The sequence below is a fragment of the Streptomyces capparidis genome (assembly GCF_054782095.1).
This window is the reverse complement of record NZ_BAAGTD010000077.1, coordinates 1-26360: the sequence shown is the minus strand read 5'-3', so window position 1 is coordinate 26360 and position 26360 is coordinate 1. Positions and strand designations below refer to the sequence as shown.

The following is a 26360-nucleotide window of genomic DNA, read 5'->3' as shown; positions in this document are numbered from 1 at the left end:
TGCGTCTGGCCGTCCTCGCCGTGCACGACGACTTTGTCGTCGTGGAAGTCGATGTCCGCCACGCGGTAGTTCTGCTTGGCGTTACAGCCGTATTTGATCGCCACGGAGAACAGGTAGGCGTCGGTGTCTTGCCGGTAGTAGTGCACGGCCTTGTGCAGCACCTTGGGCAGGCGGAACTGGTTGCACTCGTACGGGTCCGGGTACTGGCCGTCCCGGTGGATCATGAATCCGAAGTGCCGTTTCACGCCGGAGGAACTGCCGATGTGCTTGGTGGTCTCCCCCAGGCTTCCCATGTTGCCGATCTCGGGCACGCCGTAGCGGTGCGCCAGCATGCGCAGGTGCACCAGCGTGTAGCCGACCGTGGACTCGCCGATGGCGAACCGCGGATGGCTGCTCGAGTCGATGAGCAGAACCTTCTTCCCCGCCCTGGCCAGGATGGCGCCCATGATGGAGCCGGCCAATCCCGTGCCGAGCACGATGACGTCGAACTGGTTCTCCCGTAATTCCATCTTCGTCGCTCCTCGCCGCGAGATGCCTTTTCAGGAATCCTCGCCAAGAAATCGCAACATTCGATGTCGAGGTTACCGGGCGCGTTCGGTCGCGAACACCCGTAATTTTCTCGAGGGGCCGGGCCCGGGTATTCCCCCTACAGGAGTGGCCGGCATACCCCGCAACAACGGGTGAGAGGACCCCGGTACGGGAACAGGGCATGGCCGACCGGGCCCGCGTCGCAGCAGCCGACGGGGCCTGGCCAGGGAGGTGTTCGAGGGATCGGGGCCGGACGGGGCAGGAGCGGCGGTCGGCTCGTGTGCGCGCCCCGTCGGCTCAGGGTTCAGTGTGCGGTCACCGCGCGGCCGGCTCCAGCAGGATCTCGTCGGGCAGGTTCTCCCGCCGCTTGATGTCGAGCTTGCGGTAGATACGGGTGAGGTGCTGTTCCACCGTGCTCACGGTGATCCGCAACTGGTCGGAGATCTCCCGGTTGGTGTGGCCGCGCGCGGCCAAGGCCGCCACCCGGCGCTCCGCGCCACTGAGCCGGCTGGCGGCGTGAGGAAGGGTCTCGGCCCAGTGGCGTCCTGTATTCGCGGCGGAGGCCTGCCCGGCGCCGGGCCCGATGCCGGCGGAGGGAAGTGCGCGCAGCAGCGACTCGGCGCCGCACTCCCCGGCGAGCCGGGCCGCCAGTCGCAGCACGGCCCGGGCGCGGTCGGGGTGCCCGGCCCGCTGGTGCAGCGCGCCGAGGTCGGCCAGGGTACGGGCGAGGTGGAAGCGGTCGCCGCACGACCGGAAGATGTCGACCGCTTCCGTGAGCAGGCCGACGCCCTGGTTGGGGTCGCCTGCGGCGGCCAGCGCGCGCAGTGCGAGACCCCAGGCGCGCGACCGGCGGTCGTGGATCAACGACGCGTGCTCGTGGGCCAGGTCGGCTGCCTTGCCCCGGTTGCCGAGCAGCAGGTGCACTCGTGCGGCCTCGGTGCGCCAGGGGAGCAGCGACGGGTGGTCGAAGCCCCACGCCTTCATGGAAGCGCCGCAGACGGTGAAGTCGTTCAACGCGGCGTGCAGCCACCCGGTCTCCGCGTGGTGGCGGCCCCTGGCGAACAGGTAGGGCAGGCAGAACCGGCTCTGAAACATGGCCTTGGGCACGGGTACATCCAGGTACGCGGCGGCGGTCTGGTGATCGCCCGCCTCCGTGGCCGCTTGGACCAGGTCGGCGAGCGGACCGCCGACGACCACCCCCCACCCCTCCGGGGGAACGTGGGTCAGGGCGGACTCCGCCAGTTCCCTGGCCTCGGTCAGATCTCCCTTGCGCAGCGCGACGCCCGCCCGCAGCCAGGAGAAGTGCGCCGTCCATGTGGGCACGTTCTTGGCCCGGGACTCGGCGAGCGCGCGGTCGGCCCAGTGCGCCGCCGAGTCCAGTCGGTCGCAGATCGTCAGCGCGGCCACCCCGGACTTGAACGACAGATACGTCTGCTCGGTGAGCCGCATACTGCCCAGCGCGGCCTCGGCGTCGGCGACCACGGCGTCGTCCGGGCCGTACGTGAGGGCGCGCGACAGCGACGTGGCGGCGAGGGTCTCCAGCGCTCTCCAAGGACCGGGATGCCGCGACTCCTGCTCGCACAGCGAGGTCATTCGCGCGCGCAGAGCCGGGAAGGAGGTGCTGAGCACCTCGGTCCGTAATCGCAGGTCCGCCGCTGCCACCGGATCGTCGAACGCGGGGGCACCGGCTCGGGACATCGCGTCGAACGCCTCGTCCATGTGGCCGAACCACAGCAGATGCGTGGCGAGCGGCATCGCGTGCCGTCCGGGTACCCTCCCGTCGCGCAGCGCCTGCGTCAGCTCCATGAGGTGGGGGCGGCTCAGCGCGGGGTTGAGGTACCACGAGACCCGCTGGACCAGGAGCTTCAGCTCCGTCCTGGCCACCTCGTCGCAGTCGCGCAGCGCCAGTTCGGCGCAGGAGTACGCCTCCTCGAGCCGATGCCCGGCCAGCAGCCGCTCCGCGGCCGAGCGCAGCACGGAGACGGCCCAGGACGCCGGTGCCCGCCCGGCGGCCAGCAGATGCCGGGACACCGCCGTGGGGCACTCGCCGTTCTTGTACAGCAGCTCGGCGATGCGCAGGCTCAGCTCGACGCTCTGGCGACCCGAGAGCGTGTCCAGCAGGGCGGCGCGAAGCGCGGGGTGGCGCAGCCGGGCCCCCATGAGGATGCCCATCCGGTCCAGCTCACGCATGCGCAGTTCGACCAGGTGGGGAGACTCCTCGGGCAGTAGGCGCCCGAACAGGTCCTGGGGGGAGACCTCGTCGTCGAGGACGGCGAGGACCTGGCACAGCCGCAGCAGCCCGGGGGTGCGCTCGAGCCAGCCGAGCGTGACGTCCACGTACGCACTGCCCACGACCACGTCGCCGGCGGACCCGCTCTGGTCGGTGTGCCACGAGTCGCCGACAAGGGCCTTCACCAGCAGCGGGATCCCGCCGCTCGCGGTGTGACAGGCGGCGGCGCGCCGTTCGGCGATACTGCGGTCCAACCGCTCGGCGAGCAGGGAGGCCACGCCGTCCGGACTCAGCGGGCCCAGGTGGACCTGGCGGAGCTTCGGCTGCCGCAGGAGCTGTGAGCGGAGCACAGGGTGCGCGGGCAGGAGCCTGCATTCGGTGAGGACCAGGGCGACCCGGGCGGAGCGGATACCCCGGAGCAGCAGCGTGAGCCAGTGCAACGAGGCGGTGTCCACGTAGTGGACGTCGTCCACGCAGATGAGGATCGGCCGCCGGGCGGCTGCACCCAGCACCGCGTCTCTCCCGCGGTGCAGCAGGGCGACGGCCGCCGTCGGCAGGTCGGGCAGTGGAAGCTCCGGCGCCGCCCCGCAGGCGGCGCGCGTGCCCTCGTCGTCTCTCAGCAGCGCGGCGGCGTGCCAGTCGGGGTCGTCCGGCGCCTCGGGGTGCCGCAGGAGCTGACCGAGCACGTGGGCCGGGAGGTCTCTCTCGCCGCGGGTGCTGGACGCGGTCAGCACCATGAAGCCCATGTCCGCGGCTCTCTCACCGAGGAGGCTCAGCGTTTCCGTCTTGCCGCAGCCGGTGACGCCCGTGATCAGCGCGGAGCCGCCTCGGCCCTGTGCGGCCTCGCCCAGCAGGTCGCACAGTTCGGAAATTTCCCTGTCGCGTTCGAGCATGACCATCGCCTATCGTCTCCCCCTTGGCCTGCCATCGACATGGTCGGGCGACGCGTTCGGGATTCTGCACGGCACTGCCGCGGCGCACAGTCTCAGCCGAGATGCCGCACGGGATGGCAAGATCCTGGCTTCCCCTGGGACCGCACAGGACTGATCCGGCTCGAAAGCATCCCTGATCTCGGGATGACCCGATGGCTTCACGGACACCGCTGAAAGGGACCGCGTCACTGGTGTGAGCCGTTCGGGAAGCTCAGATTGCCATGCCGGTCGCCGTTAAGGGCTACCAGGGAACATATCCGCACGTTCGGTCGGAGAAGTCGATGAACGGTCGGGTGCCGGTGGACCACGGGGCGAGGCTCCGGGCGACGGCGGTGGGGTCAGGCCGGACCCGGGGCTCCACCTGCGGGAAGCCGCTCCCCGCCGCGGGGCGGAGGTCTTGGTCCGGTGGCCGTCGACTCGGTTTCCAGTGATGCGGAATCGATGGTGTGGGGGGAATCGACCGTACGCCGAAGGGGTGGTACTGCCCGCCGCAACTCCGTTCGGGGGCGTACTCCACCCAGGCTCGATCGCGCCGGGTACCGGCGGCGCTCACCGGTGTGCGCCGTGCCCGGAGGATCGGGCACGGCGCACGGTGTTCTGCGGGAGGCGGGGGCCGTCAGCGGCGCCCGCCGTGGTCGCCCTTGCCGTGGTCGCCCTTGCCGTGGTCGCCCTTGCCGTGGTCGTCGCCGCGGCAGTCGTCCTTGCCGTGGTCGCCGTTGCCGTGGCCGCCGTTGCGGTATCCGTCCTTGCCGTGGTCGCCCTTGTTGTGGCCGCCGTTGCCGTAGCCGTCCTTGCCGTGGTCGCCGCCGCGGTGGTCGCTCTTGCCGCCGCCGCGGTGGTCGCCCTTGCAGTCGTCGCCCTTGCCGCCGTCGCGGTGGTCGCCGTTGCGGTGGTCGCGCTTGTCGTGGCGCTGGTCGTCGTGGCGCTGGTTGTTCTGGTGCTTGCCGTCCTTGTCGTCGCCGTTGCCGCGCGACGAGTCGCCGCGGCCGCGGTCGCCCTTGCCCGCCTCCTCCCACGGGGGGCAGTCGTGCTTGTCCTTGGAGGTGTGGGCGCGGTCGTCGCGCGAGGAGGAATTCCCGTGCTCGTGGCTCGCGGTGGCCTGCACCGTTCCGGATTGCACCACGAGCGCGGAGGCCGCCTCGATGTTGCCGAGAGTCACGGCGGTGGCCAGTGCAGCGGGCACGGCAAGGGCAGTGATGACGCGATTTCTCACGACGCACCTTTCTTTTTTGACAGCCGGACATCGCCGACAACGTCGGCACGGCTCTACCGGTGAATGTAATAACACCGTAGATTTCCATATTTTCCGTGTCAAAGAAGCCCCCCCACTTGCCTGAGGGTGTGTCGGTCGGCGCCCCGTGGATCGGCCTCGGCCGGCGTGCCCGGGAACGAATTCACCCGGGTGGCGGGCACGCGGCGCGGCCCGGGAGAGGGCCGCGCCGCGTGGTGGAATCCGCCGAACAGGGGAAAAGGCGCTACGCGTTGTTCGGGCCGTTGAGGATCCAGGAGAGGTTGAAACGGCGCCAGACGATGGCGCGGTAGGAGCCCGGGCCCGTCTCGTCGTTGAAGAAGTCCGTCTCCACCAGGGCGCCGATGTGGTAATCGGCGGTTTTCGTCATGCTGGAGTAGCCGCCCTCGTGGCCGACCCCGGAGATCCGGGCGTCGGCGAGGTCGCGGCTTTGGGTGTAGGTGCGCGCGTCGGCGTCGTAGCTGATGCGCACCCGCATCGCCCGCCGGCTCTCGACCGAGGCCGAGTTCATGAAGATCGTGCGGGCGGGGGCGTCGATGTTGTAGGAGAGCACCGAGCCCTGGCACCGCGGGTCGATCAGGCCGGAGTCCGGGGAGAAGGCGCCGAACCCGCTGAGGGTGCCGCGGGCGACCCACCGGTTCGTGCCGGTCAGCGGCCGGTCGTTGCGGTAGAGGTTGCCGTTGGGGGTCTGGGCGATCGTCCCCTCCTCGCCCGCGCCGCTGAGCGGCTGGTAGGACCACGTCCTGTTGCCGGTGGTGCCGCGGCCGACGATGTTCCTGCCCAGGGCCGGGACCACCAGCTCCCCGGAGCGCATCCGGATGCCGTTGCCGGGCCCCACGGCGTCCCACGCCCGGCCCGCCGGGACGAGCAGGGACGTCATGTCCTGCGGTGTCGACCAGGTGTTGCCGTCGTCGGTGCTCCTGGTCAGGTAGAGCCGGCGCCGGCCCGCCTCGGTCGAGTCGACCTTCTTGGTGCGGGAGCCGTCCGGCAGGAGGTCGTTGCCGTACTGGCTGCGGTCGGCCGCGTTCCACGACATGAACAGCAGGACGGTGTTCCCGTCCACCACCGGGGTGGGGTTGCCCCATGTGCCGTTCCCCGACCCGGCGACCTCCCGCAGCGGCTCCCAGTCGGCGGGGTCCGCGCCGTGGTCGGAGGTGGTCCTGGTGCGCTTGCAGACGAGGTTGATGTCGCCGTAGTCCCGGTTGTTGTGCCTGCGCCCCTCCGCGAAGGCCAGGATCCGGCCGGTGCTGGTGGTGACGACGGCGGGGATGCGGAAGGAGTGGAAGCCGACGCCGGAGGGGAGCCGGTCGGGGGAGGTCATGTTGGCGCTGCGGAAGAGGGGGAACGCCCGGTGGCTCTGGGGGGCGGACTTGGCGGGGTCCTCCACTGCCGCGGAGGCCGCGCCGGCGGATCCCACGACGAGGGGTGCGGCGGCCCCGAAGGCCATCATGCCCATGACATCCCGGCGAGTGAGGTTCACGTCAATCCTTTCCCGGCCCCGGGTGGTGTGGGGCTCTGGACGAGAGGTTCCGTACGGGCGTACGGGAGTGGGGAGGTTCGAACACGGGGTACTCCGCGCCGGGCAATGCGGGAGCGGAGTGGGAGTGGCGGTGAGGGCGGGGCGCGGGAGTGAGGGTCGGGGCGGGAGCGGGGGTGTACGGCGGGACGCCCCGGCGGTGGTGGGCCGGTTGTCCGGTGCGGCTGGGTAGGAGGGCTGCCTTCGGGGGCCGAAGAGTCCGGTGCGGGGCCGCGAACGCCCGCCCGACGCGCCACCGGGTCGCCTTCGTCCTGTGACCGGACCTCGCGGGACCCCGAGAAGCGCCGTCGCGCCGATCGGCTCACCGGACAGGGCTGACACCGGGGTTCCCGGCCGCATCACCACGATGCCCGACGATCTCATGGCCGATCCCCGACCACAAGGAGGGACAGGTGGGGCTGAGGGGGCGCCCGGGGCGACCGGGGCGCCGAGGACCCCGCGAGCCGACCGCCTGATCGCCGCCGGCGGCCGCCCGGCGCCGACAGCCGTCGCTGACAGCCACCGCCGACCCCCGATGCCCACCGCCGAGCGCCGACCGGCGGCCACCGCATCCGCCGATCGACGCCCGGCGCCGCCCGCCCCTCCCCGCCGACCGGGGCCGCCGCCACCGCCGCTCGACGGCCCACCGCCGCCCACCACCGCCGGCTGACGGCCCACCCGCCCGCCGCGCCCCACCCCCGCCCACCGCCGTCAGGCAGGGCGCCGAGGGCGCTGCCCGGCCGTCGGCGCACCCGTCGCCCGCGGGAGAAGTCGGTCGGTGGGGTGCCGAAGTTCCGGGCGGGGAGGGGGAGATTCCTCACGTGGGGCTGCGCCGACGGGGGAGGGGTGGCGTGTCAGCATGGGGTGAGGGTCGTCGGGGGGCGTGGCTGGGCGGCCCCCCTGCCGGAGTGTGCCCGGAGTGTGCCCGGAGTGGATGAATGACGGATGCCCAGCGGTCCGCCGCCCCGTGGCGGTCGGCGCCCGTGGCGCGGGTGGTCGGTTTCCTGGTGGTGCTCGCCGTGGTGTTCGCGGTGGCCTACGGCATCGGGGCCGCGGTGGGGCCGTCCTCGACGCGGCCCGACCCCGCCCCGAGCGGCCATGTCGAGGACGGCGGGCAGGGCGGCCACTCCCACGGCGGGGGAGGCTGACCGCGCCGCGTCGGGAACCCGGCCGTGCCGCCGCACGACTACCTCCTCACCGGCGCCGCGCGAGCGGCCCGTGAGACCCCTGACCCGAGGCGGTGGCGGCACGGCATGCACTGGTACGAGGACGACACCTTCTGGTCGGACTTCTCCGGGACGATGTTCTCCGAGCGCAGGCGGGCGGAGGTGGCGGCGCTGGTGGAGCGGTCGCCGCTGCTGGACTTCCCCGCCGGGACCCGGGTCCTCGACCTGTGCTGCGGGCCCGGCCTGTACCTGGTGCCGCTGGCCCGGCGGGGCTGCGACGTCACCGGGGTGGACCTCAGCCCGGTGATGCTGGAGCGCGCCCGCGCCGCCTGCGCCGGGGCCGGGGTGGAGGTCCGCCTGGTGCGGGGGGACATGCTGACACACGTCGAGCCGGGCGCGTACGACGTGGTGCTGAACGTGTTCACGTCGTTCGGCTACTTCGACGACCCGCGGGACAACGCCCGGGTGCTGCGCAACGCCCACGACTCGCTGGCCCCGGGCGGGCGCCTGCTGGTGGACGTGATGGGCAAGGAGGTGCTCGCGGGCTGGATCGGCCGGCCCAAGCTGGTGGAGCTGGACGGCGCGTACGTGGTGCAGCGCGACACCGTCCTGGACGACTGGTCCCGGCTGCGCACCGACTGGACGCTGGTGCGCGGCGGCACCGCCCGCGAGGCGTCGATCACCTCGTTCCTGTACAGCGGGACGGAGCTGCGCGCCATGTTCGAGGAGGCCGGTTTCACGGACGTGCGGTGCCACGGCGACTTCGACGGCAGCCCCTACGACCAGCACGCGCGGCGGCTCGTCGTGCACGGCACGCGGAAGCCCTGACCCGGCGGCGGGCCCGCGGCGGCGGCGCCGCTCCCGGAACCGGTGAGGTTCCCGGGAACCGCGGCGCGCCCCCGGCCGACTACTGCCACGGACACACGCGGCAGCAACCGTCGGCGAAGGGACCGCATGCCCGAGGAGTTGGGGAAGGCAGGCCGGCCGGCGCCGTGGGTGGCGCTGCTCTCCGTCCTGCTGGCGGTCTCCGTGGTGGCCGGCGTGGCGCTGGGCCCCACCGTCGTGCCGTTCGGCGACGTGCTGCGCTATCTGGCGGCCGGGGTCACCGGCGGCACCATCCCCGCGGCGGACGCCACCGACTACGCGGTGGTGTGGGACATCCGCACCCCCCGGGTGCTGCTGGCCGCGGTGGTCGGGGCGGGCCTGTCCGTCGTCGGCGTCGCCGTCCAGACGCTGGTCCGCAACGCCCTGGCCGACCCGTTCGTGCTGGGCATCTCCTCCGGCGCCTCGGTCGGGGCGACCGCCGTCGTGGTGTTCGGCGTGTTCGCCGGGCTGGGGGTGTACGCCCTGTCGGCGGCGGCGTTCCTCGGCGCGCTGGGCGCCACCGCCCTGGTGTACCTGGCGGCGCGCGGCCCGCTGGGCCTGACGCCGCTGCGTCTTGTGCTGACCGGGGTGGCGCTCGGGTACGGGTTCCAGGCGCTGATGAGCGTGCTGGTGTTCGCCTCGCCCAACGGGCAGGCGGCCCGCACGGTCCTGTTCTGGCTGCTGGGCAGCCTGGGCTCGGCCTCCTGGGAGTCGCTGCCGCTGGTGTCCGCGGCGGTGGTGGCCGCGGTCGTGGTGCTGCTGCGGCGCAGCCGGGCGCTGGACGTGCTGTCGCTGGGCGACGAGACCGCGGCCAGCCTGGGCGTGGACGCGCGGGCGCTGCGCCGCGACCTGTTCCTCCTCACCGCGGGCGTCACCGGGCTGATCGTGGCGGTCAGCGGCGCCATCGCCTTCGTCGGCCTGGTGCTGCCGCACATGGTGCGCATCCTCGTCGGCTCCACGCACCGCCGGGTGCTGGCCGTCGCCCCGCTGACCGGGGCCTGCTTCATGGTCTGGGTGGACCTGCTGGCCCGCACCGCGGTCGCCCCCGAGGAGCTGCCGCTCGGTGTGATCACCGCGCTGATCGGGGTGCCGGTCTTCGTCACGCTGATGCGCCGCCGCGGCTATCTGTTCGGAGGACGGTAGATGACGCTGAGCCTGCGCGAGCTGACGGTGGAGGCGGCCGGACGGGCCCTGGTGGACCGGCTCAGCCTGGACGTGGGCACCGGGCGGATCGTCGGCCTGGTCGGCCCCAACGGCAGCGGCAAGTCCACGGCGCTGCGGTGCGTGTACCGGGCGCTGCGGCCGACGTCGGGCGCGGTGCTGCTGGACGGCACCGACCTGGCCTCGCTGCCGCTGCGCGACAGCGCCCGCTCGGTGGCCGCCCTCACCCAGGAGCACCACACCGAGCTCGACTTCACCGTGGCGGAGGTGGTCGCCCTGGGCCGGGCCCCGCACAGCCGCGGCAACGCGCCCCTGACCGCCCGGGAACGCGAGCTGTGCGAGCGCGCCATGGCACGGCTGGACGTCGCCCACCTGGCGCGGCGCAGCGTGCTCACCCTGTCCGGCGGCGAGCGGCAGCGCGTCCTGGTCGCCCGCGCCCTCGTCCAGGAGCCCCGCGTGCTGGTCCTCGACGAGCCGACCAACCACCTGGACGTCCGCCACCAGGTGGGGCTGCTGTCCTTCCTGCGCGGCTCGGAACTGACCGTGCTCACCGCCCTGCACGACCTGAACCTGGCCGCCGCCGTCTGCCACCGCGTCGCCGTGCTCGCCCACGGCCGCCTCGTCGCCGTGGGCACCCCCGCCGAGATCCTCACCCCCGGCCTGGTCCGCGAGGTGTTCGGGGTGGCCGCCACCGTCGTGCGCCACCCGCGCACCGGAGTCCCCCAGCTCCTGTACGACCTGGTGCCCGGTGAAGGCGCCACCCGCGCCGACGCCCTCCCGGAAGGAAGACGCCCATGACCCGACCAGCCCCGACCGGCGGGCCCCGCGCCCGCACGGCCCTGGCCGCAGGACTGCTGGCGGCGGCGCTGCTCGCCACCGCCTGCGGAGCCGACGTCGAGCCGGACGACGAGGACGGCGAGGCCACCTCGGTCACCGTGGTCAACTGCGGCGAGAAGGTCACCTACACCCGCCCGGAGCGCGCGGTGGCCTACGACGTCAGCGGCGCGGAGAAGATGTTCGCGCTCGGGCTGGCCGACCGGATGCGCGGCTATGTGATGAACGAGCTCGGCGACCCGTCCATCGAGGGCTCGCCCTGGCGCGCGTCCTACGGGGAGGTGGAACGGCTCGGCACCGAGCGGATCACCCGCGAGATCGTGGTGAAGGCCGAGGCCGACTGGGTGCTCGCCGGGTGGAACTCCGGCTTCGGCGAGGACCGCGGCATCACCCCGGCCCTGCTGGAGAAGTCCGGCATCGCCTCCTACGTGCACACCGAGACCTGCTGGAACTACGGTTCCGGGGCCGCTCACGTGCCCCCGCTCCAGGCCCTGTACACCGACCTGGAGAACATCGGCCGCATCTTCGGCGTCGAGCGGCGGGCCGACGAGCTCGTCACCGACCTGAAGGACCGCGTCGCCGCGCTGCGGAAGACCTGGCCCGCGGGCGGCGAGCCGGCCAAGGTGTTCGTCTACGACTCCGGCACCGACCAGCCCTACACCGCGGGCCGGCACGCCGCGCCCACCGGCATCATCGCCTCCGCCGGCGCCAGGAACGTCTTCGACGGCCTCGACAAGGGCTGGACCAGCGTCGGGTGGGAGCCCGTCGCCAAGGCCCGGCCCGACGTCGTCGTCATCGTGGACTACGCCGGGCAGTCCGCCCGGCAGAAGATCGACCATCTCAAGTCCCTGCCCGCGATGAAGTCCGTCCCCGCGGTGCGCAACAACCGCTTCCACGTCATCTCGTACGGCGACGCCGTCAGCGGCCCCCGCAACGTCAAGGGAGCCGAGGACCTCGGCCGCTATCTGCGGTCCATCGGAAGGTGACCCAGGTGCCCCCCACACCCACTCAGCCCGCCCCCGCCACGGCGCCCCCCGCCACGGCTCCCCCCGCGACGGCTCCCGCCGCCGCGCCCCCCGCCGTCCACGACCACATCACCGACGCCCTCAAGGCCCCCGACCTGCTCCGCCTCACCGGCAACGTCGTGCTCGCCCGCTTCGAGACGATGAAGGTCTACGCCGCGCTGGGCGCCGTCCGCACCCTGCTGGAGCGCGGCACCATCACCCCGCGCCACACCCTGGTCGACAGCTCGAGCGGCATCTACGCCCTCGCCCTGGCCATGGCCTGCCACCGCTACGGCCTGCGCTGCCACATCGTCGCCTCCACCACCGTGGACGCCGCCATGCGCGCCCAACTGGAGATCCTCGGCGCCACCGTGGACCGGATGCCGCCCTCCAGCGACCTGCGCCTGGACCAGGAGCGCCGGGTGCGCCGGGTGCGGCAGCTCCTCGCGGAGCGCCCCGACCTGCACTGGATGCGGCAGTACCACGACCCCGTGCACTACGCCGGGTACCGGGAGTTCGCCGACCTCGTCGACCGGGCCCTGCCCGGCGTCCCCCTCACCCTGGTCGGCGCCGTCGGCACCGGGGCCTCCACCGGCGGCCTGGTGCAGCCCCTGCGGGAGCGGGGCCGCCACGTCACCCTGCTGGGCGTGCAGCCGTTCGGCAGCGTCACCTTCGGCAGCGAGCGGTTCAGCGACCCCGAGGCCATCATCGCCGGGATCGGCAGCTCCATCCCGTTCGACAACGTGCGGCACGAGCTGTACGACACCCTGCACTGGCTGGACTTCCGGCACGCCATGGCGGGCGCCGTCGGACTGCTGCGCGAGCACGCCGTGTTCGCCGGCCTGTCCACCGGGGCCGCGTACCTCGTCGCCGCCTGGGAGGCCGGGCGGCACCCGGAGCGCACCCACCTGGTCATCGGCGCCGACACCGGGCACCGCTACACCGAACGGGTCTTCGCCCGCCACCACGAGGCCCCCGACCCGCGCACCCTGGAACCCCGCCGGATCACCCGCCTGGCCGACCTCGCCATGCCCTGGTCGGTCATGCCGTGGAACCGGCGGCGCCACCGGACCGCGCCCGCGCCCGCCCCCGTGACCGAGGAGAGCCGCACCCCGTGACCGTCGCCGCCCTGGAAGCCCTCACCTTCGGCCTCGGACGGCTCGCGGAGGCGGCCGCCGCCGCGGGGCACCGCCTGTGCCTGCTCACCGGGGACCGCTCCGTGTACCGCCACGAACTCGCCCACCTGCCCCCCGACGCCGCGCTCGACGTCGTCGACGTGGACACGGGCGACGCGGCCGCCACCCGCGCCGCCCTGACCGCCCTGCGCGGCCTGCGCGGGCTGGTGAACTCCACCGACACCTGGAGCGTCCCCGGCGCCGACCTCGCCGCCGAACTCGGCCTGCCGGGGCCCGACCCCGACTCCGTGCGCCTGCTGCGCGACAAGCACCGCGTCCGCAACCTCCTCCACGAGCACGGCCTCAGCCGCGGCCGCGCCCTGGCCCTCGCCCCGGGGCCCGGCGGCGCGGACGCCGTCCTGCGCGGCGTCGGCCTGCCCGCCGTGCTCAAGGACTCCGCGGGCACCTCCTCCCGGGGCGTGTGGCTGGTGCGCGACGAGGAGCGGCTCCGCGCCGCCCTCGCCGAGGCCGGGGCGTACGCCCTGAAGGGCGGGCTGTTCGCGGAGCCGTTCGTCCCCGGCCCCGTCTACAGCGCGGAGACCCTCACCTGGGCCGGGGAGACCCGCCTCCTCGGCGTGCTCAGCCGCGCCCTCTCGCCCGAGCCCGCGGTCCGCGAGGAGGCCGCGTCCTTCCCGGTCGCGCTGCCCCCGGCGGAGCTGGGCCTCGTGCGGGACTGGGTCGCCCGGGTCCTCGCCGTGGCGGGGCACGACAGCGGCTTCGCGCACGTCGAGTTCGTGCTGACCGCCCACGGCCCGGAGCTGGTGGAGATCAACCGGCGCATCGGCGGCGCCCTGGTCGGCGAGGCGCTGTGCCGGGCCCTGGGCACCAACGTGTACGAGGCCGTGATCGACACCGCCCTCGGTCGGCGCCCCGCCCTGCTGGACGCACCCGCCCCCACGGGCCCCGCCACCGGTTTCGTCCTGGTCTACCCGGACCGCCCCGGCACCCTCACCGGCTGGAGCGGCCTCGACACCCTCGTGACCTTCCCCGGCACCCCCGAGTGGTACCCCACCGCCGCCCCCGGGGACCGCGTCGCGCACCTGGCCGACCAGCGCGGCTGCACCGGCATCGTGCTGGCCGAGGCCGCCACCGCCGAACTCGCCCTGCACCGCGCGCTGAGCGCGGCCGGCAGCGTGCGGCCGCTCGTCACGGCCGGCCCGGCGGCGGGGGCGCCGGCAGGGTGACCTCGTCCGTCTCCCCGTCCGGCCAGGTGATCCGTGCCGTGGACGGGGCGGGGCAGCGCACCGCCGGGGCGGGGCCCGGGGGCGGGGCCGCGGTGAGCAGGACGGCGAACGCCAGGACGCGGCCCCGCGGCGGCTCGGCCGCCGTCTCCAGGCAGGGGGTGGCGCTGTGCCGGCCGAGCGGGTTGGCGCCCTCCGCCCGGTGCACCACGGGGGTGACCTGCGGGGTGCCGTCGAGTGCCCGCACCTCGCTGGTCAGGCCGTCCGGGCCGGTCACGGCGGCGGAGCGGGCGCCGGTGGCGGCCGCGGGCGGTGCGGCGGCGGCGACGGCGTGGCCGCCCACGCGCAGACGGCGGCCGCCCGGGTCGCCGTCCACCCGCACCAGCCTGACCTCCCACGGTCCGCGCAGCACCGACGCCGTGGTCAGCCACGGGCCCGACGGCCACTCCCGCCGCGGCAGCGGGTCCCCGGCGGGCGGCGGCCAGTGCGGGCGGTGGCGGGAGACCGCGCACCGGCCGGAGACGGCCAGCCGCTGGAGGGGGCTGCGGTGGGAGGGGGCGCCGGAGGCGTCGAGCAGGGCCACGTGGGAGTCGGGGGCGGCACCGTCGCGGGCGTCGCCGTCGCGGTGGTGGGCCTCGGGGTCGGCGGGCGGGGCCGGCGGGCGGGGCGGCAGGTCGGGGGCGGTGCGGGTGGAGTAGGCGTGGCGGGCGTAGAACGGGTCGTCGCGGGCGGGCGCGTCGGCGGGGGTGTGGTCGGCGCCGTGGTTGGCGACCCGCACCACGCCGTCGGCGGCCGTGCCGGAGGCGATCCACCCGGGCGCGGGCAGCGGCAGCACGAAGTCGGCCCGCTCCACCGGCAGCGGCTCCTCCGCGGCCGTCCACACGGGGTGGTCCGGCGGCAGCAGCAGGCCGATGAAGCCCTTCGCCGCCCAGTACGGGGAGGCCGGACCCGAGTAGCGCTGGCGGATCGGCTCGAACGGGTGGTGCCAGCCCAGCGTCAGCAGCCCGGAGCCGTCCACCGCGCCCGCGTCCGTGAAGTGGCGCACGACGCCGCTCGCCGCCCGCCGGGTGAGGCCGGGCGGCAGCGGGGTGGCGTCGAACAGCGCCCCGGCCCACAGCGGCGCCGCGGCGGCGAACCGGTACGTCAGGGAGCGGCCCTGCACCAGCGGGGAGCCGTCCGCGCCGATCAGGTGGGGCGCGGCCGCCAGGAAGGCGCGCAGGCGCCCCCGGTAGCGGCCGGGCAGGCCGGGCGCGGCGTCCGGGCCCGCCATGCGGCAGTACCACAGCGGGTACAGGTGCATGGCCCAGCCGTTGTAGTGGTCGAAGTTGCGGTGCTCGCCCGGGTTGCGGGCCCCGTCGCTGTACCAGCCGCCGCCCGCGTACCACTGCTCGGTGCGGGCCACGGCGTGGTCGATGTCGGCGGCGCGGTACGGGGCGCCGACCGAGCGCAGGAACGCGGCCACCACCGCCCGGAACCACACCCAGTTGTTGTCCGGCACCTCAGCGCCGGACATGCCGCCCAGCCAGGCGACGGCCCGCTGCCGCACCGCGTCCGGCAGCCGGTCCCACAGCAGGTGCCGGGTCTCGTGCAGGGCCAGTGCCACGGAGGCGGCCTCCACCCTGGCCTGCCGCACCTCGTCGGGGCGGGGCCAGCGCTCGGGCGAGCCAGGGTCCGTTCCCGCGGCCAGGCCCCGGGCGTACCACTCCACGGTGGCGTCGGGCTCCCGCAGGGTCCCGCAGCGGAACGCGGCCAGCAGGAACGTGCGCGCGTAGCCCTCCAGGCCGTCGCTCCACCTGCCGGAGCCGCCGGCCGGTCCCGGCAGGTGGACCAGGGCGTTGCCGGGGGTGGCGTGCGGGCGGACGGCGGCCAGCAGGGCGTCGGCCAGGGCCTCCCAGTGGCGGCGGGTCCAGCCGGTGTACGGCGAGCGCCGCCGGTCCTCGGGCACCGCGGGCACGTGGTCGGCGCTCACTTCAGGCTCCCCTCCGCCAGGCCCGCGCGCCAGCGCCGTTGCAGCGGGATGAACAGCAGCAGCAGCGGCAGCGTGGCCAGCGCGGAGCCCACGACGACCAGCCGCGTGTAGTCCGGGTTCTGCCCCACCGCCGAGTACCAGGTGAACAGGCCCTGCCCCAGCGGGAACAGGTCGTTGTCGGTCAGCATCACCAGGGGCAGGAAGAAGTTGTTCCAGATGGCGATGAACTGGAACAGGAAGATCGTCAGCGCGCCCGGAGCCATCAGCCGCAGCCCCACCGAGAAGAACGTCCGCAGCTCGCCGGCGCCGTCCACCCGCGCCGCCTCCAGCAGCTCGTCGGGCACCGCGCCCGAGCTGTAGGCGCGGGCCAGGTAGACCCCGAACGGGTTGACCATCACCGGGATCAGCACCGACCACACCGAGTCCGTCATCCGGACCTCCGCCGCCATCAGGTACAGCGGCACCACGATCGCCGTGTGCGGGATCAGCACCCCCGCGATCACCAGGGCGTACCACTTCTCCCGCCCCCGGAAGGCGAACTTGTCGAAGGCGTACCCGGCCATCACCGACAGCAGGGTCGCCGCGGCGGCGCCCCCGACCGCGTACAGCGCGGTGTTGCGCAGCCACTTCAGGTACGCCCCGTCGTCCTGCGTCATCAGGTCGGCCACGTTCGTCCCCACCTGGGCGAGCGAGGACGGGGTGAAGCCGTTGCTGCCGTACAGCTCGGGCAGGGTCTTGGTGAGCCCGAACAGCATCCACAGCAGCGGGAGCAGGGTGTACAGGGCCGCGAGCGCGCACAGCGTGGTGGCGACGCCGCGGCGCAGCCACCAGGCGCCGGCCTGCCCCGGGGCGGGTGCGGTGTCGGCCATCAGGCTGCCCTCCGGTCGGCGAACGAGGTGACGGCGAACGACAGCACTCCGGCCAGCACCGCGATGAGCACCGAGACGGTGGCGGCGTAGTGGTAGTCGTTGGAGTTGAACGCGGCCGCGTAGGCCAGCATGTTGGGGGTCCAGCCGGTGGTCACCGAGCTCTCCCCGGTGCTCTGGAGGATCTTCGGCTCGGTGAACAACTGGAGCGAGCCGATCACGGTGAACAGCATCGACACCACCACGGCCGGCCGGATCTGCGGCAGCTTCACGCTGACGGCGGTGCGCAGCACCCCGGCCCCGTCGAGCACCGCCGCCTCCACGGTGGAGCGGGGCACCGCCTGGAGGGCCACGTGGACGAGGATCACGTTGAAGCCGAGGGACTGCCACAGCGACACGTTCACCAGGGACAGCAGCACCGCGGGCCCGTTCAGGAAGTCGGGGTCGGCCCCCAGGGTGCGCAGGGCGTCGACGACCGGGCTGAGCCCCGGCGTGTACAGGTACACCCACACGACCGCCGCGATCAGGTTGGGCACGATGTACGGCAGGAACAGCACGGTGCGGAAGAACGGCCGGGCCGCGGTGAGCGCGGTGTCCAGCAGCAGCGCGAAGCCCACCGCGAGCACGGTGACCACGGGCACGTTCACCAGCCCGTACAGCAGCACCCGGCCGGTGCCCTCCAGGAACTCCCGGTCCGTCAGCGCCCTGGTGTAGTTGTCCAGGCCGGCGAAGACGGTGCGCGGGCCGTCCCAGCCGACCCCGGTGAACTCCTCCCGGAAGAAGCTGAGTCCGAGCGCGTACACCATCGGGCCGAGGTAGGTGAGCGCGAACAGCGCCATGAAAGGACCGAGCAGCAGCAGCACGGCGGACCTGCGCTCGCGGCGGCGGCCGGCGAGGGCGCCCGGCGGCCGGGCCTTGGCGGCGGGGGCGGACGCGGGGGGAGCGGGGGCCGGGCGGGGGCCGGGTGCGGACATGGGGACCTCGCGGTGTGGACGGCGTGCGGACGGCGCGCGCGGACGGTGGCGGGGGTCGCTCGTTCGTGGGGGCGGCCGTCAGCCGCCGGGGGTGCGGGCCCGCTCCCCGTCTCCGACCTGGTAGCCCCGCTGGCGCAGGTGCTCCACCGTGGACGACCGCCAGCGGTCCAGCGCCCGGTCGAAGCCGCCGCGCCCGCCGAGCGCGCTGGTCATCCCGTCCTGGAGCGTGACGAAGCCCGCGGTCATGTCCGGGCCCCACTCCCAGGACCCGTCCACCTCCTCCGCGGCCCGCGCCGCCGTGGCGAACAGGGCGTCGGCGTCCAGGTAGGAGTTGGCCTCGGCCCTGGCGCGGTTGGCCGGTTCCACCAGGTTCGCGTTCGCGGGGAACGCCGCGCTGACCGGGGCGAGGGCCCGCACCGCCTCCGGTGAGGTGGAGGCCCAGCGGATGAACTGCATCGCGGCCTCGGGCCGCCCCGCCCCGCTGGGCACGGCCAGCGCCGACCCGCCGAGGTTGGCGACGGCGGTGCGGCCGGGCCACCGGGGGAGCGGGGCCACGCCCCAGGTGCCCTCGAGGTCGGGGGCGAACCGCTCCACGTTCGCGATCATCCACGGCGCCCCCAGCAGCGTCAGCGACCTGCCGCGCTGGAGGTCGGTGACGTGCTTCTCGGTGAACGCCGCCTCCGCGGTGACCGCCCCGTCGTCCACGAGGGACTGCCAGTAGCGGGTGACCCGGCGGGTGGCCGGGTCGCCGGTGTCGACCGTCCACCGCCCGCCCTCGGTGCTGAACCAGTGCGCCCCGGCCTGCCAGCACAGGCCCGCGAGCAGCGCCGGGTCGTTGCTGGAGAAGTTCGTCAGCCGCGCCCGCGGGTCCCGCTCGCGCAGCCTGCGCGCCGTGTCCGCGAACTCCTCCCAGGTGGCGGGCGGGGTGAGCCCGTACCGCGCGAACAGGTCCTTGCGGTAGTACAGCAGCATCGGGGCGATGTTCAGCGGCAGCGCGTACGTCCGGCCGCCCAGGTGCGTCTGCCGCCACGCCCAGTCCGGGTACTGCCCGGCGAGCTCGTCCACGCCCCAGCGGGTGAGCGGCTGCACCACCTGCTGGGTGACGAAGCCGGGCAGTTGCGGGTACTCGACGGTGACCACGTCCGGGGCCTTGCCCGCCCGCACCGCGTTGAACATCTTCGCGTAGCCGCCGGCCGTGCCCGCGGGCACCTTCTCGAAGCGCACCTCGATGTCGTCGTGGGTGGCGTTGAAGCGGTCGGCCAGCTCCTGGGAGCCGGAGATCCACGACCAGTAGGTGACGACGGTGCGGCCGCCGCCGTCGCCCGGGGCGCAGTTGGTGAGCGAGGCGGCGGCCAGCAGGCCCGCGAGCAGGCAGGCCAGGGCACGGGGGGTCCAGCGGCGCACGGGCACGGCTCCTTGTCCGGGGACTGTCCGGCGGGGCGGGGGTGGGCACCGGGTCGGCGACCCTTGCTGACGGTTCAGCACAGTGCGTCAGAATGCGCCAACGAGTCAATAGAAGTGACAAGAAGCGTCTATGACTGATCAGAAGCGTCAACTAAGCTTCAGCGGCGTCCGGCCCCCCGGACGCACCGCGACCACCCCTCCGGAAGGAGCGCGCGTGACCCGCACCCCCGCCGGCCCCGCCCCGGCCCGCCCCGCGGCGGCGCTCGCCATGGCCCCGGACATCGCGGAGGAGCTGTTCCCCGCGGACGGCTCGGACGCGGCCGACGGCACCGGGCCGGGCGGCAGGCAGCGCCTGCGCGCCCTCACCGACCTGCTGGCCGAGGCCCCGCTCACCGACTTCGCCACCCCGCGCGCCCGCGCCGTCCTCGCCCGCGCCCAGGTGCTGGTCACCGGCTGGGGCAGCCCCAGGATCGACGCGGCCGCCCTCGACGCGGCCCCCCGGCTGCGCGCCGTCGTGCACACCGGGGGCACCGTCAAGCGGCTGCTGGACGACGCCTGCTGGCGGCGCGGCATCGACGTCACCTCGGCCGCCGCCGCCAACGCGGTGCCCGTCGCCGAGTACACGCTCGCCGCGATCCTGTTCGCCGGCAAGGGCGTGCTCGCCGCCCGCGACCGCTACCGCGAGCTGCGCGGCGCCCCCGCCGACTGGCACCGGGAGCTGGCCGGGCACGGCAACTACCGCCGCACCGTCGGCGTCGTCGGCGCCTCCCGCGTCGGCCGCCGCGTGGTGGAACTGCTGCGCCCCCACGACCTGCGGGTGCTGCTCACCGACCCCTACCTGCCCGAGGAGGAGGCCCGCGCCCTGGGCGCCGAGCCGGCCGGGCTGGACGAGCTGTGCGCCCGCGCCGACGTCGTCTCCCTGCACGCCCCCGCGCTGCCCGAGACCACCGGGATGATCGACGCCGCCAGGCTCGCCCTGATGCGGGACGGGGCGACCCTGGTCAACACCGCGCGCGGCGCCCTGGTGGACACCGGCGCGCTCACCGCCGAGCTGGTCTCCGGCCGCCTGAACGCCGTCATCGACGTCACAGCACCCGAGGTGCTGCCCGCCGCGTCGCCCCTGTACCGGTTGCCGAACGTGCTGCTCACCCCGCACATCGCCGGCTCCCTGGGCAACGAGGTGCACCGCCTGGCCGCCTTCGCCCTGGACGAGCTCGAACGGTGGACCAACGGCCTGCCGCTCGCCGGGCGGGTGACCGCCTCCGGCCTGGCCCGGCAGGCCTGACGCCGGTCCGCACCCGCCCGCGCCGGAGCCCCGCGCCCTTGGGCAACAATCGCCTCGAGCCGCGACCGCGGCCATCCCGGCCAGGAAGGAAGACCCCGCGATGCTCGTGGAGAAGCGCCACGACTCACTGCTGGAGGAACTGCGCGCCACCGGTTCCGTGCGGGTCGCCGAGCTCGCGGCGCGCTTCGGCGTGTCCACCGGGACGATACGCCGCGACATCGCCGAACTCGCCGACCAGGGCAAGCTGGTGAAGGTGCGGGGCGGCGCGCTGCCGCTGCCGGGGACCGCGCGGGAGGGCGGACGCGCCGCCGAGGAGGCGGCGCCCGACGGCGCGGCCGACCGGCCCGGCCGCACCGTCGGCCTGCTCGTGCCGTCCGCCACCTACTACTACCCGCAGGTCGTGGCGGGCGTCCGCGCGGTCGCCGCCCGCCGGGGCGCCCGCGTCGTCCTCGGCATCACCGCCTACGACCACCCCAGGGACCTGGACCGGCTGGACGAGCTCGCGGGCGCGGGCGCGGACGGGTTCCTGGTCACCTCCGCCGGCGGCACCTCGGCCGGCGGCACCTCCGCCGGTGGCGACGCCCGCGGCGGCGGAGCGGGGGCCGGCGACGCGGGCCCGGAGGCCGCCCTGCGCCGCCTGCGCGCCCTGGACCTGCCGTTCGTGCTCGTCGAACGCCGCCCGCAGGACCCCTACGAGCCCTGCGAGTACGTGGTGTCCGACCACCGCCAGGGCGCCTACGCGGCCGTGCTGCACCTGAAGCGGCTCGGCCACGTCCGCGTCGGCCTGTTCACCACGGAGAGCCCCACCGCAGGGCTGGTCCGCCAGGGCCACGCGGACGCGGTGCGGCGCCTCGACCTCGACCCCGCCGCGCCCGTGCTCGCCCACCCCCGCGCGGTGTCCGCCGAGCGGGACTGCGCCGCGTTCCTCGACGCCTGCCTCGTCACCGGCACCCGCGCCGCCCTGGTCCACTCCGACCAGGACGCCATCGAGTTGCAGCGGTGCCTGCGCGCCCGCGGCCTGCGCGTCCCCGAGGACCTGGCCCTGGTCGCCTACGACGACGAGATCGCCGCGCTCGCCGAGGTCCCGCTCACCGCGGTCTCCCCGGCCAAGCGCCAGCTCGGCGAGCAGGCCGCCCACCTCCTGCTGGACCGCCTCACCGGCACCGCGTCCCCGGCGCTGCGCCAGGTCACCCTGCTGCCGAGCCTGGTGGTGCGGGCCTCCTGCGGCAGCGCGGCCCCGCCGCCGCGGGAGCGGAACGGCTGAGCGCGACCGCTCACACCGGGGCGCGGAAGGCGAACTCCACGCCGGTCAGCCGCTCCGACACCTCCCACAGGCGGCGCCCCGTCGCGGGGTCGGCCGCCGCGGGGGACAGCTCCACCCGGGTCGGCCCGCCGCGCAGCTCGGCCACGCCGTCCGGCCCGATGAACTCACCGCCCGCCACGGACGGGTCGGTCGCCGCGTACAACTGCGGCAGCGCGCCGCGGGCCGGGGACTGGGCGAGCGGTCTGCCGACGCGGCCGAACAGCACCCGCCACAGCCGGGTCGGCGTGCCGTGCTGGAGGTTGCTCGCGGTGTACCCGGGGTGGGCGAGCACGCTGCGCACCGGGCTCGCGGCCTCGGTCAGCCGCCGGTGCAGCTCCTGGCCGAAGACGGCGTTGGCGAACTTGGACTGGTCGTAGAAGCCCATGGGGGAGTAGCCGCGCTCGCCGTCGAGGTCGTCGAACCGCAGGCGCCCCTTGCGGTGGTTGACCGAGCTCACCGTGACCACCCGGGGGTCGCGCCCGGCCGCCAGCAGGTCCAGCAGCAGCCCGGTCAGCGCGAAGTGGCCCAGGTGGTTGCAGGCGAACTGCACCTCGTGGCCCTGCGCGCTGAGCGTCCTGGGCGGCGCCATCACGCCCGCGTTGTTGACCAGCACGTCCAGACGCGGGTGGTCGGCGCGCAACCGGTCGGCGAAGGCGCGGACCGAGTCCAGGTCGGCGAGGTCCAGGCGGCGCACCTCCAGGGCGGCGCCGGGCTGCTCGGCGGTGATCTCCGCGACCGCCCGGCGGCCCTTGTCCTCGTCCCGCACCGCGAGGATCACCCGCCCGCCCCGGCGGGCGAGCGCCCGGGTGGTCGCCAGGCCGAGACCGCTGTTGGCTCCGGTGACGACGAACACCCGCCCGCTCTGGTCCGGGATCCGCTCGTCGGTCCACTGCTGCTGCGTCATGTGTCACATACTGACGTGTGTGTCACTCGGTGTCAAGATGTGCCTGAGTGTCACGGGGGGCACGGCGGTACCATGGCGCGGTGGACTCCCGCCCGCACGTCACCATGGCCCAGCGCAAGCGCCAGCTCGTCACCGACGAGCTGACCGAGGCGGCGCTGCAACTGCTCGCGCTCAAGGGCTACGACGCGGTCACCATCGACGAGATCGCGACCACCGCGGGCGTGTCCAAGCGCACCTTCTTCCGCTACTTCGCGTCCAAGGAGGACGTGGTCGTCCGGTTCCTGGCCGACATGGGCGCCGGAATCCGCGCCGAACTCGCCGCCCGCCCCGCCGGCGAGCGCCCGTCCGTGGCGCTGCGGCACGCCGTGTGGGTGTCGGTGTCCGCGTGCGGCGACCACGCCGAGCGGGCCCTGCGCGTGGTCCGCCTGATCCTGGGCACCCCCGCCCTGCTGGCCCGCTTCCTGGAGCGCCAGGCGCAGTGGCGCGACGACCTGACGGCGGAGCTCGCCCACCGCTTGGGCCTCGACCCGGCCGCCGACGTGTACCCGAGGCTGGCCGCCGGAATGGCCCTGACCGCCTTCGACGCCGTGCTGCACCACTGGGCCGCCAGTGACGGCACCGAGGACCCCGCCGCCCTGCTCGACCGGGCCTTCGCGGTGCTGGCGCCAGCACTGGACGCCGAGGGACGGGGTTAGCCCGAGCCGGTCCGAGCCTTTCGGATTTTCGGACTGGAAATACTCTGACGCCTGATGAATAAATAGATAATCAGGCGGACGGCGCCCCGGGGGCGGCCGGAAAGTCCCGCTCGTGTCGCGCGCGGCAGGACTTACATAAGTGAGTATACCCTCACATACATATTCCCGTCAGAGATCAGCAATACATCAGTGAGTTAATATGCCTGACGCGGCGGATGAAACCTACACTCTTTCTCCTCCCACCGACAACGCCCCCGTGTTCGTCGATTCCACCGGACGCAAAGCACGGGTGATGTGCCTCCTCGGCGCCTCCGTGTGCGCGGCGTGCGTCGCCTTCGCCGCCGCCGTCGTGGTCTCCTTCACCGGCGGCACCCCGCTCGCGCCGGACACCGGACTGCCCGCCCCGCCGACCGTCGGCGCCGACCACGACGAACGGGACGACCGGGACGACGGCGGGGACGGCACGGACGACCGCCGCCCCCGCGTCGTCGCCTGGCGGCCCCCCTCCGTCCCGCCCGCGGTGCGCGCCGTCCCGGCCGCGGCCGCCCTCCCGCGCCCGACCGCCTCCGCCACCCCCTCGGCGACCCCGCCCCGCGAACCGGCCGCGTCCGGCAGCCCGCGCGCCGAGCGCCCGTCACCCAGCCCCTCCGCCTCCCGCCGTGACCAGGCGCGTCCTGCCTCGCCCCGGCCCAGCGAGCCCGAGCCGACGGCGGCGCACTCCTTCGCCGACGACCACGGCGGCGACGACGCCACCCACCACGACGACCCCACCCACCACGACGCCCCCGCGGACCGGGGCCGCCCCTCCCGCCCGGACTCCGGCGCGCCCTTCCCCGGCGGGTGGGAAGACCTGTGGGCGACGCTGTGAGCAGGCGCCGCCCCCTCCGCCCGGCGCCTTCCGAGGACGGCGGGCGGAGGCGCGCGGTGCCCTGGCCGCGGCTGGTCGTCGCGGTGCTCGGTGTCGGCACCCTGGTCGGGGCCCTGCTGCTCAACGGCTATCTGCACGCGGGGACGGGAGGCCCGGGAGGCGGCGCCCCGGCCGGGAAGCCCTCGCCCGCCCCCGGCGCCGTGCCGGGCGGCGGACCGCTCATCACCACCAGCGAGGGCAGGCTGGCCAGCCACTCCGTCCCGGACCGCACCATCGTGCTCTCCTTCAGCGGCGGCCCCGACCCCACGTGGACGCCCCGGATCCTGCGGGTGCTGCACCGGCACCGGGTGCCCGGCACGTTCTTCGTCGTCGGCCGGAACATCGCCCGCCACCCCGGCATCGTCCGGCGCACCGTGGAGCACGGCCACGAGATCGGCGTGCACACCTTCTCCCACGTCGACCTCACCTCCCAGGACAGGTCCCGCATCGACCGGGAGCTGGCCCAGACGCAGCTCGCCCTGGCCGGAGCCGCCGGGATCACCACCTCCCTGGTCCGCGCCCCGTACTCCTCCCGGGTGGACGCCCTGGACCGGCGGGCCCTGCCGGTCGTGTCCTACCTGGCCCGCAAGGGCTACCTCGCCTCCTTCACCGACGCCAACAGCGACGACTGGAAGCGGCCCGGGGTCAAGGAGATCGTCCGCCGGGCCACCCCGCCCGGCACCGAGGGCGCCGTCGTCCTGTTCCACGACACCGCCGGGGGCCGGGAGCAGACCGTCCGCGGCCTGGACGCGTACATCACCGCCATGAAGGCCAAGGGCTACCGCTTCACCACCACGGCCGAGGCCATCGGCGCCGACAGCGCCACACGCCGGGCGGGCGACACCGCCCGGTGGGAGGGCCTGGCCCTCATCGCCAGCGTGACGGTCGCCGAGTTCGTCACGCCGTGCCTGTCCTGGCTGCTGGCCGTGATCGGCGTGCTGGTGCTGCTGCGCTTCGCGCTGATGGTGGTCCTGGCCGGACGGCACCGCAGGCAGCGCAACCGCCCCGGGTTCCGCTGGGGGCCGGAGGTCACCGAGCCGGTGACGGTGCTGGTGCCCGCCTACAACGAGAAGGAGTGCATCGAGGGCACCGTGCGCTCCCTGGTCGCGGGCACCCACCCGGTGGAGATCCTGGTGGTCGACGACGGCTCCACCGACGGCACCGCCGACATCGTCGAGGCCCTGCGCCTGCCCGGGGTGCGCGTGATCCGGCAGGCCAACGCGGGCAAGCCCGCCGCGCTCAACACCGGCATCGCGCACGCCCGGCACGACATCGTGGTGATGATGGACGGCGACACCGTCTTCGAACCCGACACCGTGCACCGCCTCGTCCAGCCCTTCGCCGACCCCGCCGTGGGCGCGGTGTCCGGCAACGCCAAGGTCGGCAACCGCCGCACCGTCATCGGGGCGTGGCAGCACATCGAGTACGTGATGGGCTTCAACCTCGACCGGCGCATGTACGACCTGCTGCGCTGCATGCCCACCATCCCCGGCGCCGTCGGCGCCTTCCGCCGCGCCGCGCTGGAGCAGGCGGGCGGCATGAGCGAGGCCACGCTCGCCGAGGACACCGACGTCACCATCGCCATGCACCGCGCGGGCTGGCGCGTGGTCTACGCCGAGGACGCCCGCGCCTGGACCGAGGCCCCCGGCAGCCTCGCCCAACTGTGGCGCCAGCGCTACCGGTGGAGCTACGGCACCATGCAGGCCCTGTGGAAGCACCGCCGCGCCCTGGTGGAGCGCGGCCCCTCCGGCCGCTTCGGCCGGGTGGGACTGCCCCTGGTCGTCCTGTTCCAGATCGTCGCCCCGCTGCTGTCCCCGCTGATCGACGTCTTCACCCTCTACGGCATGGTGTTCGTCTCACCCGTCGAGTCACTACTGGCGTGGAGCGCGGTACTGCTGGTGCAGTTGCTGTGTGCGGCGTACGCCTTCCGGCTGGACGGGGAGAAGTACCGGGTCCTGCTCATGCTGCCGTTCCAGCAGATCGTCTACCGGCAGCTCATGTACCTGGTCCTGCTCCACTCCTGCGTCACCGCCGCCACCGGCGGCCGTCTGCGCTGGCAGAAGCTCCGCCGCACCGGCGAGGTGACCGCCCCGGTCCCGGCCTGAGCCGGAGACGTTCCGCGACTTCGGGGGGCTTGGGGGGTGGTTTTCGGTCATGTCGGGGGTGGGCTGCTCGGCGGGGTGGCGCGTGCGGTCGCCGGGTGGGTGAAGGGG

At 74.4% G+C, this 26360-nt stretch carries 21 protein-coding genes; 12 read left to right on the top strand and 9 right to left on the bottom strand.

Going from position 1 to position 26360, the window contains the following annotated elements:
• The 4 genes from ACYVO2_RS35120 to ACYVO2_RS35105 form a co-directional block, all read right to left on the bottom strand.
• Window positions 1–509: NAD(P)/FAD-dependent oxidoreductase (locus ACYVO2_RS35120; RefSeq protein WP_461012165.1), on the bottom strand; the 509-nt coding region annotated here is incomplete at its 3' end.
• Between the two features lie 334 nt (window positions 510–843).
• The gene (locus ACYVO2_RS35115; RefSeq protein ID WP_461012164.1) at window positions 844–3651 is read right to left on the bottom strand and encodes an AAA family ATPase; all 2808 of its coding nucleotides are present in this window, start codon (window positions 3649–3651) and stop codon (window positions 844–846) included.
• Window positions 3652–4306: 655 nt separating this feature from the next.
• Window positions 4307–4873 (bottom strand): hypothetical protein, encoded by a 567-nt coding sequence (locus ACYVO2_RS35110; protein ID WP_461012163.1) that lies wholly within the window; start codon window positions 4871–4873, stop codon window positions 4307–4309.
• Between the two features lie 292 nt (window positions 4874–5165).
• On the bottom strand, window positions 5166–6419 hold the full coding sequence (locus ACYVO2_RS35105) for an exo-alpha-sialidase (protein WP_461012162.1): 1254 nt from the start codon (window positions 6417–6419) through the stop codon (window positions 5166–5168).
• A gap of 974 nt (window positions 6420–7393) precedes the next feature.
• On the opposite strand from ACYVO2_RS35105, the gene ACYVO2_RS35100 reads away from it, so the two are divergent.
• The 7 genes from ACYVO2_RS35100 to ACYVO2_RS35070 all read left to right on the top strand — a co-directional run bounded on the left by ACYVO2_RS35100 (window position 7394) and on the right by ACYVO2_RS35070 (window position 13843).
• A complete protein-coding gene (locus ACYVO2_RS35100; RefSeq protein ID WP_461012161.1) occupies window positions 7394–7603 on the top strand; it encodes a hypothetical protein in 210 nt (69 codons plus the stop codon).
• 105 nt (window positions 7604–7708) lie between these two features.
• Window positions 7709–8449, top strand: a complete 741-nt coding sequence (locus tag ACYVO2_RS35095) for a class I SAM-dependent methyltransferase (RefSeq protein ID WP_461012168.1) — start codon at window positions 7709–7711, stop codon at window positions 8447–8449.
• A 126-nt stretch (window positions 8450–8575) separates the two neighbouring features.
• A complete protein-coding gene (locus ACYVO2_RS35090; protein ID WP_461012160.1) occupies window positions 8576–9628 on the top strand; it encodes a FecCD family ABC transporter permease in 1053 nt (350 codons plus the stop codon).
• Complete coding sequence (locus tag ACYVO2_RS35085; protein WP_461012159.1) at window positions 9629–10444, top strand: ABC transporter ATP-binding protein; 816 nt, start codon at window positions 9629–9631, stop codon at window positions 10442–10444.
• Window positions 10441–11466 (top strand): ABC transporter substrate-binding protein, encoded by a 1026-nt coding sequence (locus ACYVO2_RS35080; RefSeq protein WP_461012158.1) that lies wholly within the window; start codon window positions 10441–10443, stop codon window positions 11464–11466. Before ACYVO2_RS35085 ends, ACYVO2_RS35080 begins: the two co-directional genes overlap by 4 nt.
• Window positions 11467–11471: 5 nt before the next feature.
• A complete protein-coding gene (locus tag ACYVO2_RS35075) occupies window positions 11472–12602 on the top strand; it encodes a pyridoxal-phosphate dependent enzyme (protein WP_461012157.1) in 1131 nt (376 codons plus the stop codon).
• Window positions 12599–13843, top strand: coding sequence for an ATP-grasp domain-containing protein (locus ACYVO2_RS35070; RefSeq protein WP_461012156.1), 1245 nt, complete (start codon window positions 12599–12601; stop codon window positions 13841–13843). Before ACYVO2_RS35075 ends, ACYVO2_RS35070 begins: the two co-directional genes overlap by 4 nt.
• Here ACYVO2_RS35070 and ACYVO2_RS35065 read toward each other — a convergent pair.
• From ACYVO2_RS35065 to ACYVO2_RS35050, 4 genes are all read right to left on the bottom strand, one after another.
• On the bottom strand, window positions 13806–15809 hold the full coding sequence (locus tag ACYVO2_RS35065) for a DUF2264 domain-containing protein (protein ID WP_461012155.1): 2004 nt from the start codon (window positions 15807–15809) through the stop codon (window positions 13806–13808). The two genes, ACYVO2_RS35070 and ACYVO2_RS35065, sit on opposite strands and share 38 nt — an antisense overlap.
• On the bottom strand, window positions 15806–16678 hold the full coding sequence (locus ACYVO2_RS35060) for a carbohydrate ABC transporter permease (protein ID WP_461012154.1): 873 nt from the start codon (window positions 16676–16678) through the stop codon (window positions 15806–15808). Before ACYVO2_RS35060 ends, ACYVO2_RS35065 begins: the two co-directional genes overlap by 4 nt.
• Entirely contained in the window at window positions 16678–17649 is a 972-nt protein-coding gene (locus ACYVO2_RS35055; protein WP_461012153.1) for a carbohydrate ABC transporter permease, read from the bottom strand. Before ACYVO2_RS35055 ends, ACYVO2_RS35060 begins: the two co-directional genes overlap by 1 nt.
• A gap of 78 nt (window positions 17650–17727) precedes the next feature.
• Window positions 17728–19053 (bottom strand): ABC transporter substrate-binding protein, encoded by a 1326-nt coding sequence (locus tag ACYVO2_RS35050; protein WP_461012152.1) that lies wholly within the window; start codon window positions 19051–19053, stop codon window positions 17728–17730.
• 268 nt (window positions 19054–19321) lie between these two features.
• Here ACYVO2_RS35050 and ACYVO2_RS35045 point away from each other — a divergent pair, with 268 nt between their 5' ends.
• Together ACYVO2_RS35045 and ACYVO2_RS35040 are read left to right on the top strand one after the other, a co-directional pair.
• The gene (locus ACYVO2_RS35045; RefSeq protein WP_461012167.1) at window positions 19322–20338 is read left to right on the top strand and encodes a hydroxyacid dehydrogenase; all 1017 of its coding nucleotides are present in this window, start codon (window positions 19322–19324) and stop codon (window positions 20336–20338) included.
• A 100-nt stretch (window positions 20339–20438) separates the two neighbouring features.
• Window positions 20439–21602 carry a LacI family DNA-binding transcriptional regulator gene (locus tag ACYVO2_RS35040; RefSeq protein ID WP_461012151.1) on the top strand — a complete coding sequence of 388 codons (1164 nt, stop codon included), beginning with the start codon at window positions 20439–20441 and terminating at the stop codon, window positions 21600–21602.
• 10 nt (window positions 21603–21612) lie between these two features.
• Here the strand turns inward: ACYVO2_RS35040 and ACYVO2_RS35035 are convergent, their stop codons facing one another.
• Window positions 21613–22545: an oxidoreductase gene (locus tag ACYVO2_RS35035; RefSeq protein ID WP_461012150.1), complete on the bottom strand. Its 933-nt coding sequence runs from the start codon at window positions 22543–22545 to the stop codon at window positions 21613–21615.
• Window positions 22546–22649: 104 nt separating this feature from the next.
• Here ACYVO2_RS35035 and ACYVO2_RS35030 point away from each other — a divergent pair, with 104 nt between their 5' ends.
• The 3 genes from ACYVO2_RS35030 (at window position 22650) to ACYVO2_RS35020 (ending at window position 26252) form a co-directional block, all read left to right on the top strand.
• Window positions 22650–23240 carry an acyl-CoA-like ligand-binding transcription factor gene (locus ACYVO2_RS35030; protein WP_461012166.1) on the top strand — a complete coding sequence of 197 codons (591 nt, stop codon included), beginning with the start codon at window positions 22650–22652 and terminating at the stop codon, window positions 23238–23240.
• A gap of 256 nt (window positions 23241–23496) precedes the next feature.
• Entirely contained in the window at window positions 23497–24108 is a 612-nt protein-coding gene (locus ACYVO2_RS35025; RefSeq protein ID WP_461012149.1) for a hypothetical protein, read from the top strand.
• 56 nt (window positions 24109–24164) lie between these two features.
• Window positions 24165–26252, top strand: a complete 2088-nt coding sequence (locus ACYVO2_RS35020) for a bifunctional polysaccharide deacetylase/glycosyltransferase family 2 protein (protein ID WP_461012148.1) — start codon at window positions 24165–24167, stop codon at window positions 26250–26252.
• Window positions 26253–26360: the final 108 nt, after the last annotated feature.

Excerpts from the sequence above, each read along its gene's own strand:
- ACYVO2_RS35115 (WP_461012164.1), bottom strand. The coding sequence starts at position 3,651 with ATGCTCGAACGCGACAGGGAAATTTCCGAACTGTGCGACCTGCTGGGC.
- ACYVO2_RS35100 (WP_461012161.1), top strand. The coding sequence starts at position 7,394 with ATGACGGATGCCCAGCGGTCCGCCGCCCCGTGGCGGTCGGCGCCCGTG.
- ACYVO2_RS35095 (WP_461012168.1), top strand. The coding sequence starts at position 7,709 with ATGCACTGGTACGAGGACGACACCTTCTGGTCGGACTTCTCCGGGACG.
- ACYVO2_RS35090 (WP_461012160.1), top strand. The coding sequence starts at position 8,576 with ATGCCCGAGGAGTTGGGGAAGGCAGGCCGGCCGGCGCCGTGGGTGGCG.
- ACYVO2_RS35085 (WP_461012159.1), top strand. The coding sequence starts at position 9,629 with ATGACGCTGAGCCTGCGCGAGCTGACGGTGGAGGCGGCCGGACGGGCC.
- ACYVO2_RS35080 (WP_461012158.1), top strand. The coding sequence starts at position 10,441 with ATGACCCGACCAGCCCCGACCGGCGGGCCCCGCGCCCGCACGGCCCTG.
- ACYVO2_RS35060 (WP_461012154.1), bottom strand. The coding sequence starts at position 16,678 with ATGGCCGACACCGCACCCGCCCCGGGGCAGGCCGGCGCCTGGTGGCTG.
- ACYVO2_RS35055 (WP_461012153.1), bottom strand. The coding sequence starts at position 17,649 with ATGTCCGCACCCGGCCCCCGCCCGGCCCCCGCTCCCCCCGCGTCCGCC.
- ACYVO2_RS35045 (WP_461012167.1), top strand. The coding sequence starts at position 19,322 with ATGGCCCCGGACATCGCGGAGGAGCTGTTCCCCGCGGACGGCTCGGAC.
- ACYVO2_RS35040 (WP_461012151.1), top strand. The coding sequence starts at position 20,439 with ATGCTCGTGGAGAAGCGCCACGACTCACTGCTGGAGGAACTGCGCGCC.
- ACYVO2_RS35035 (WP_461012150.1), bottom strand. The coding sequence starts at position 22,545 with ATGACGCAGCAGCAGTGGACCGACGAGCGGATCCCGGACCAGAGCGGG.
- ACYVO2_RS35030 (WP_461012166.1), top strand. The coding sequence starts at position 22,650 with ATGGCCCAGCGCAAGCGCCAGCTCGTCACCGACGAGCTGACCGAGGCG.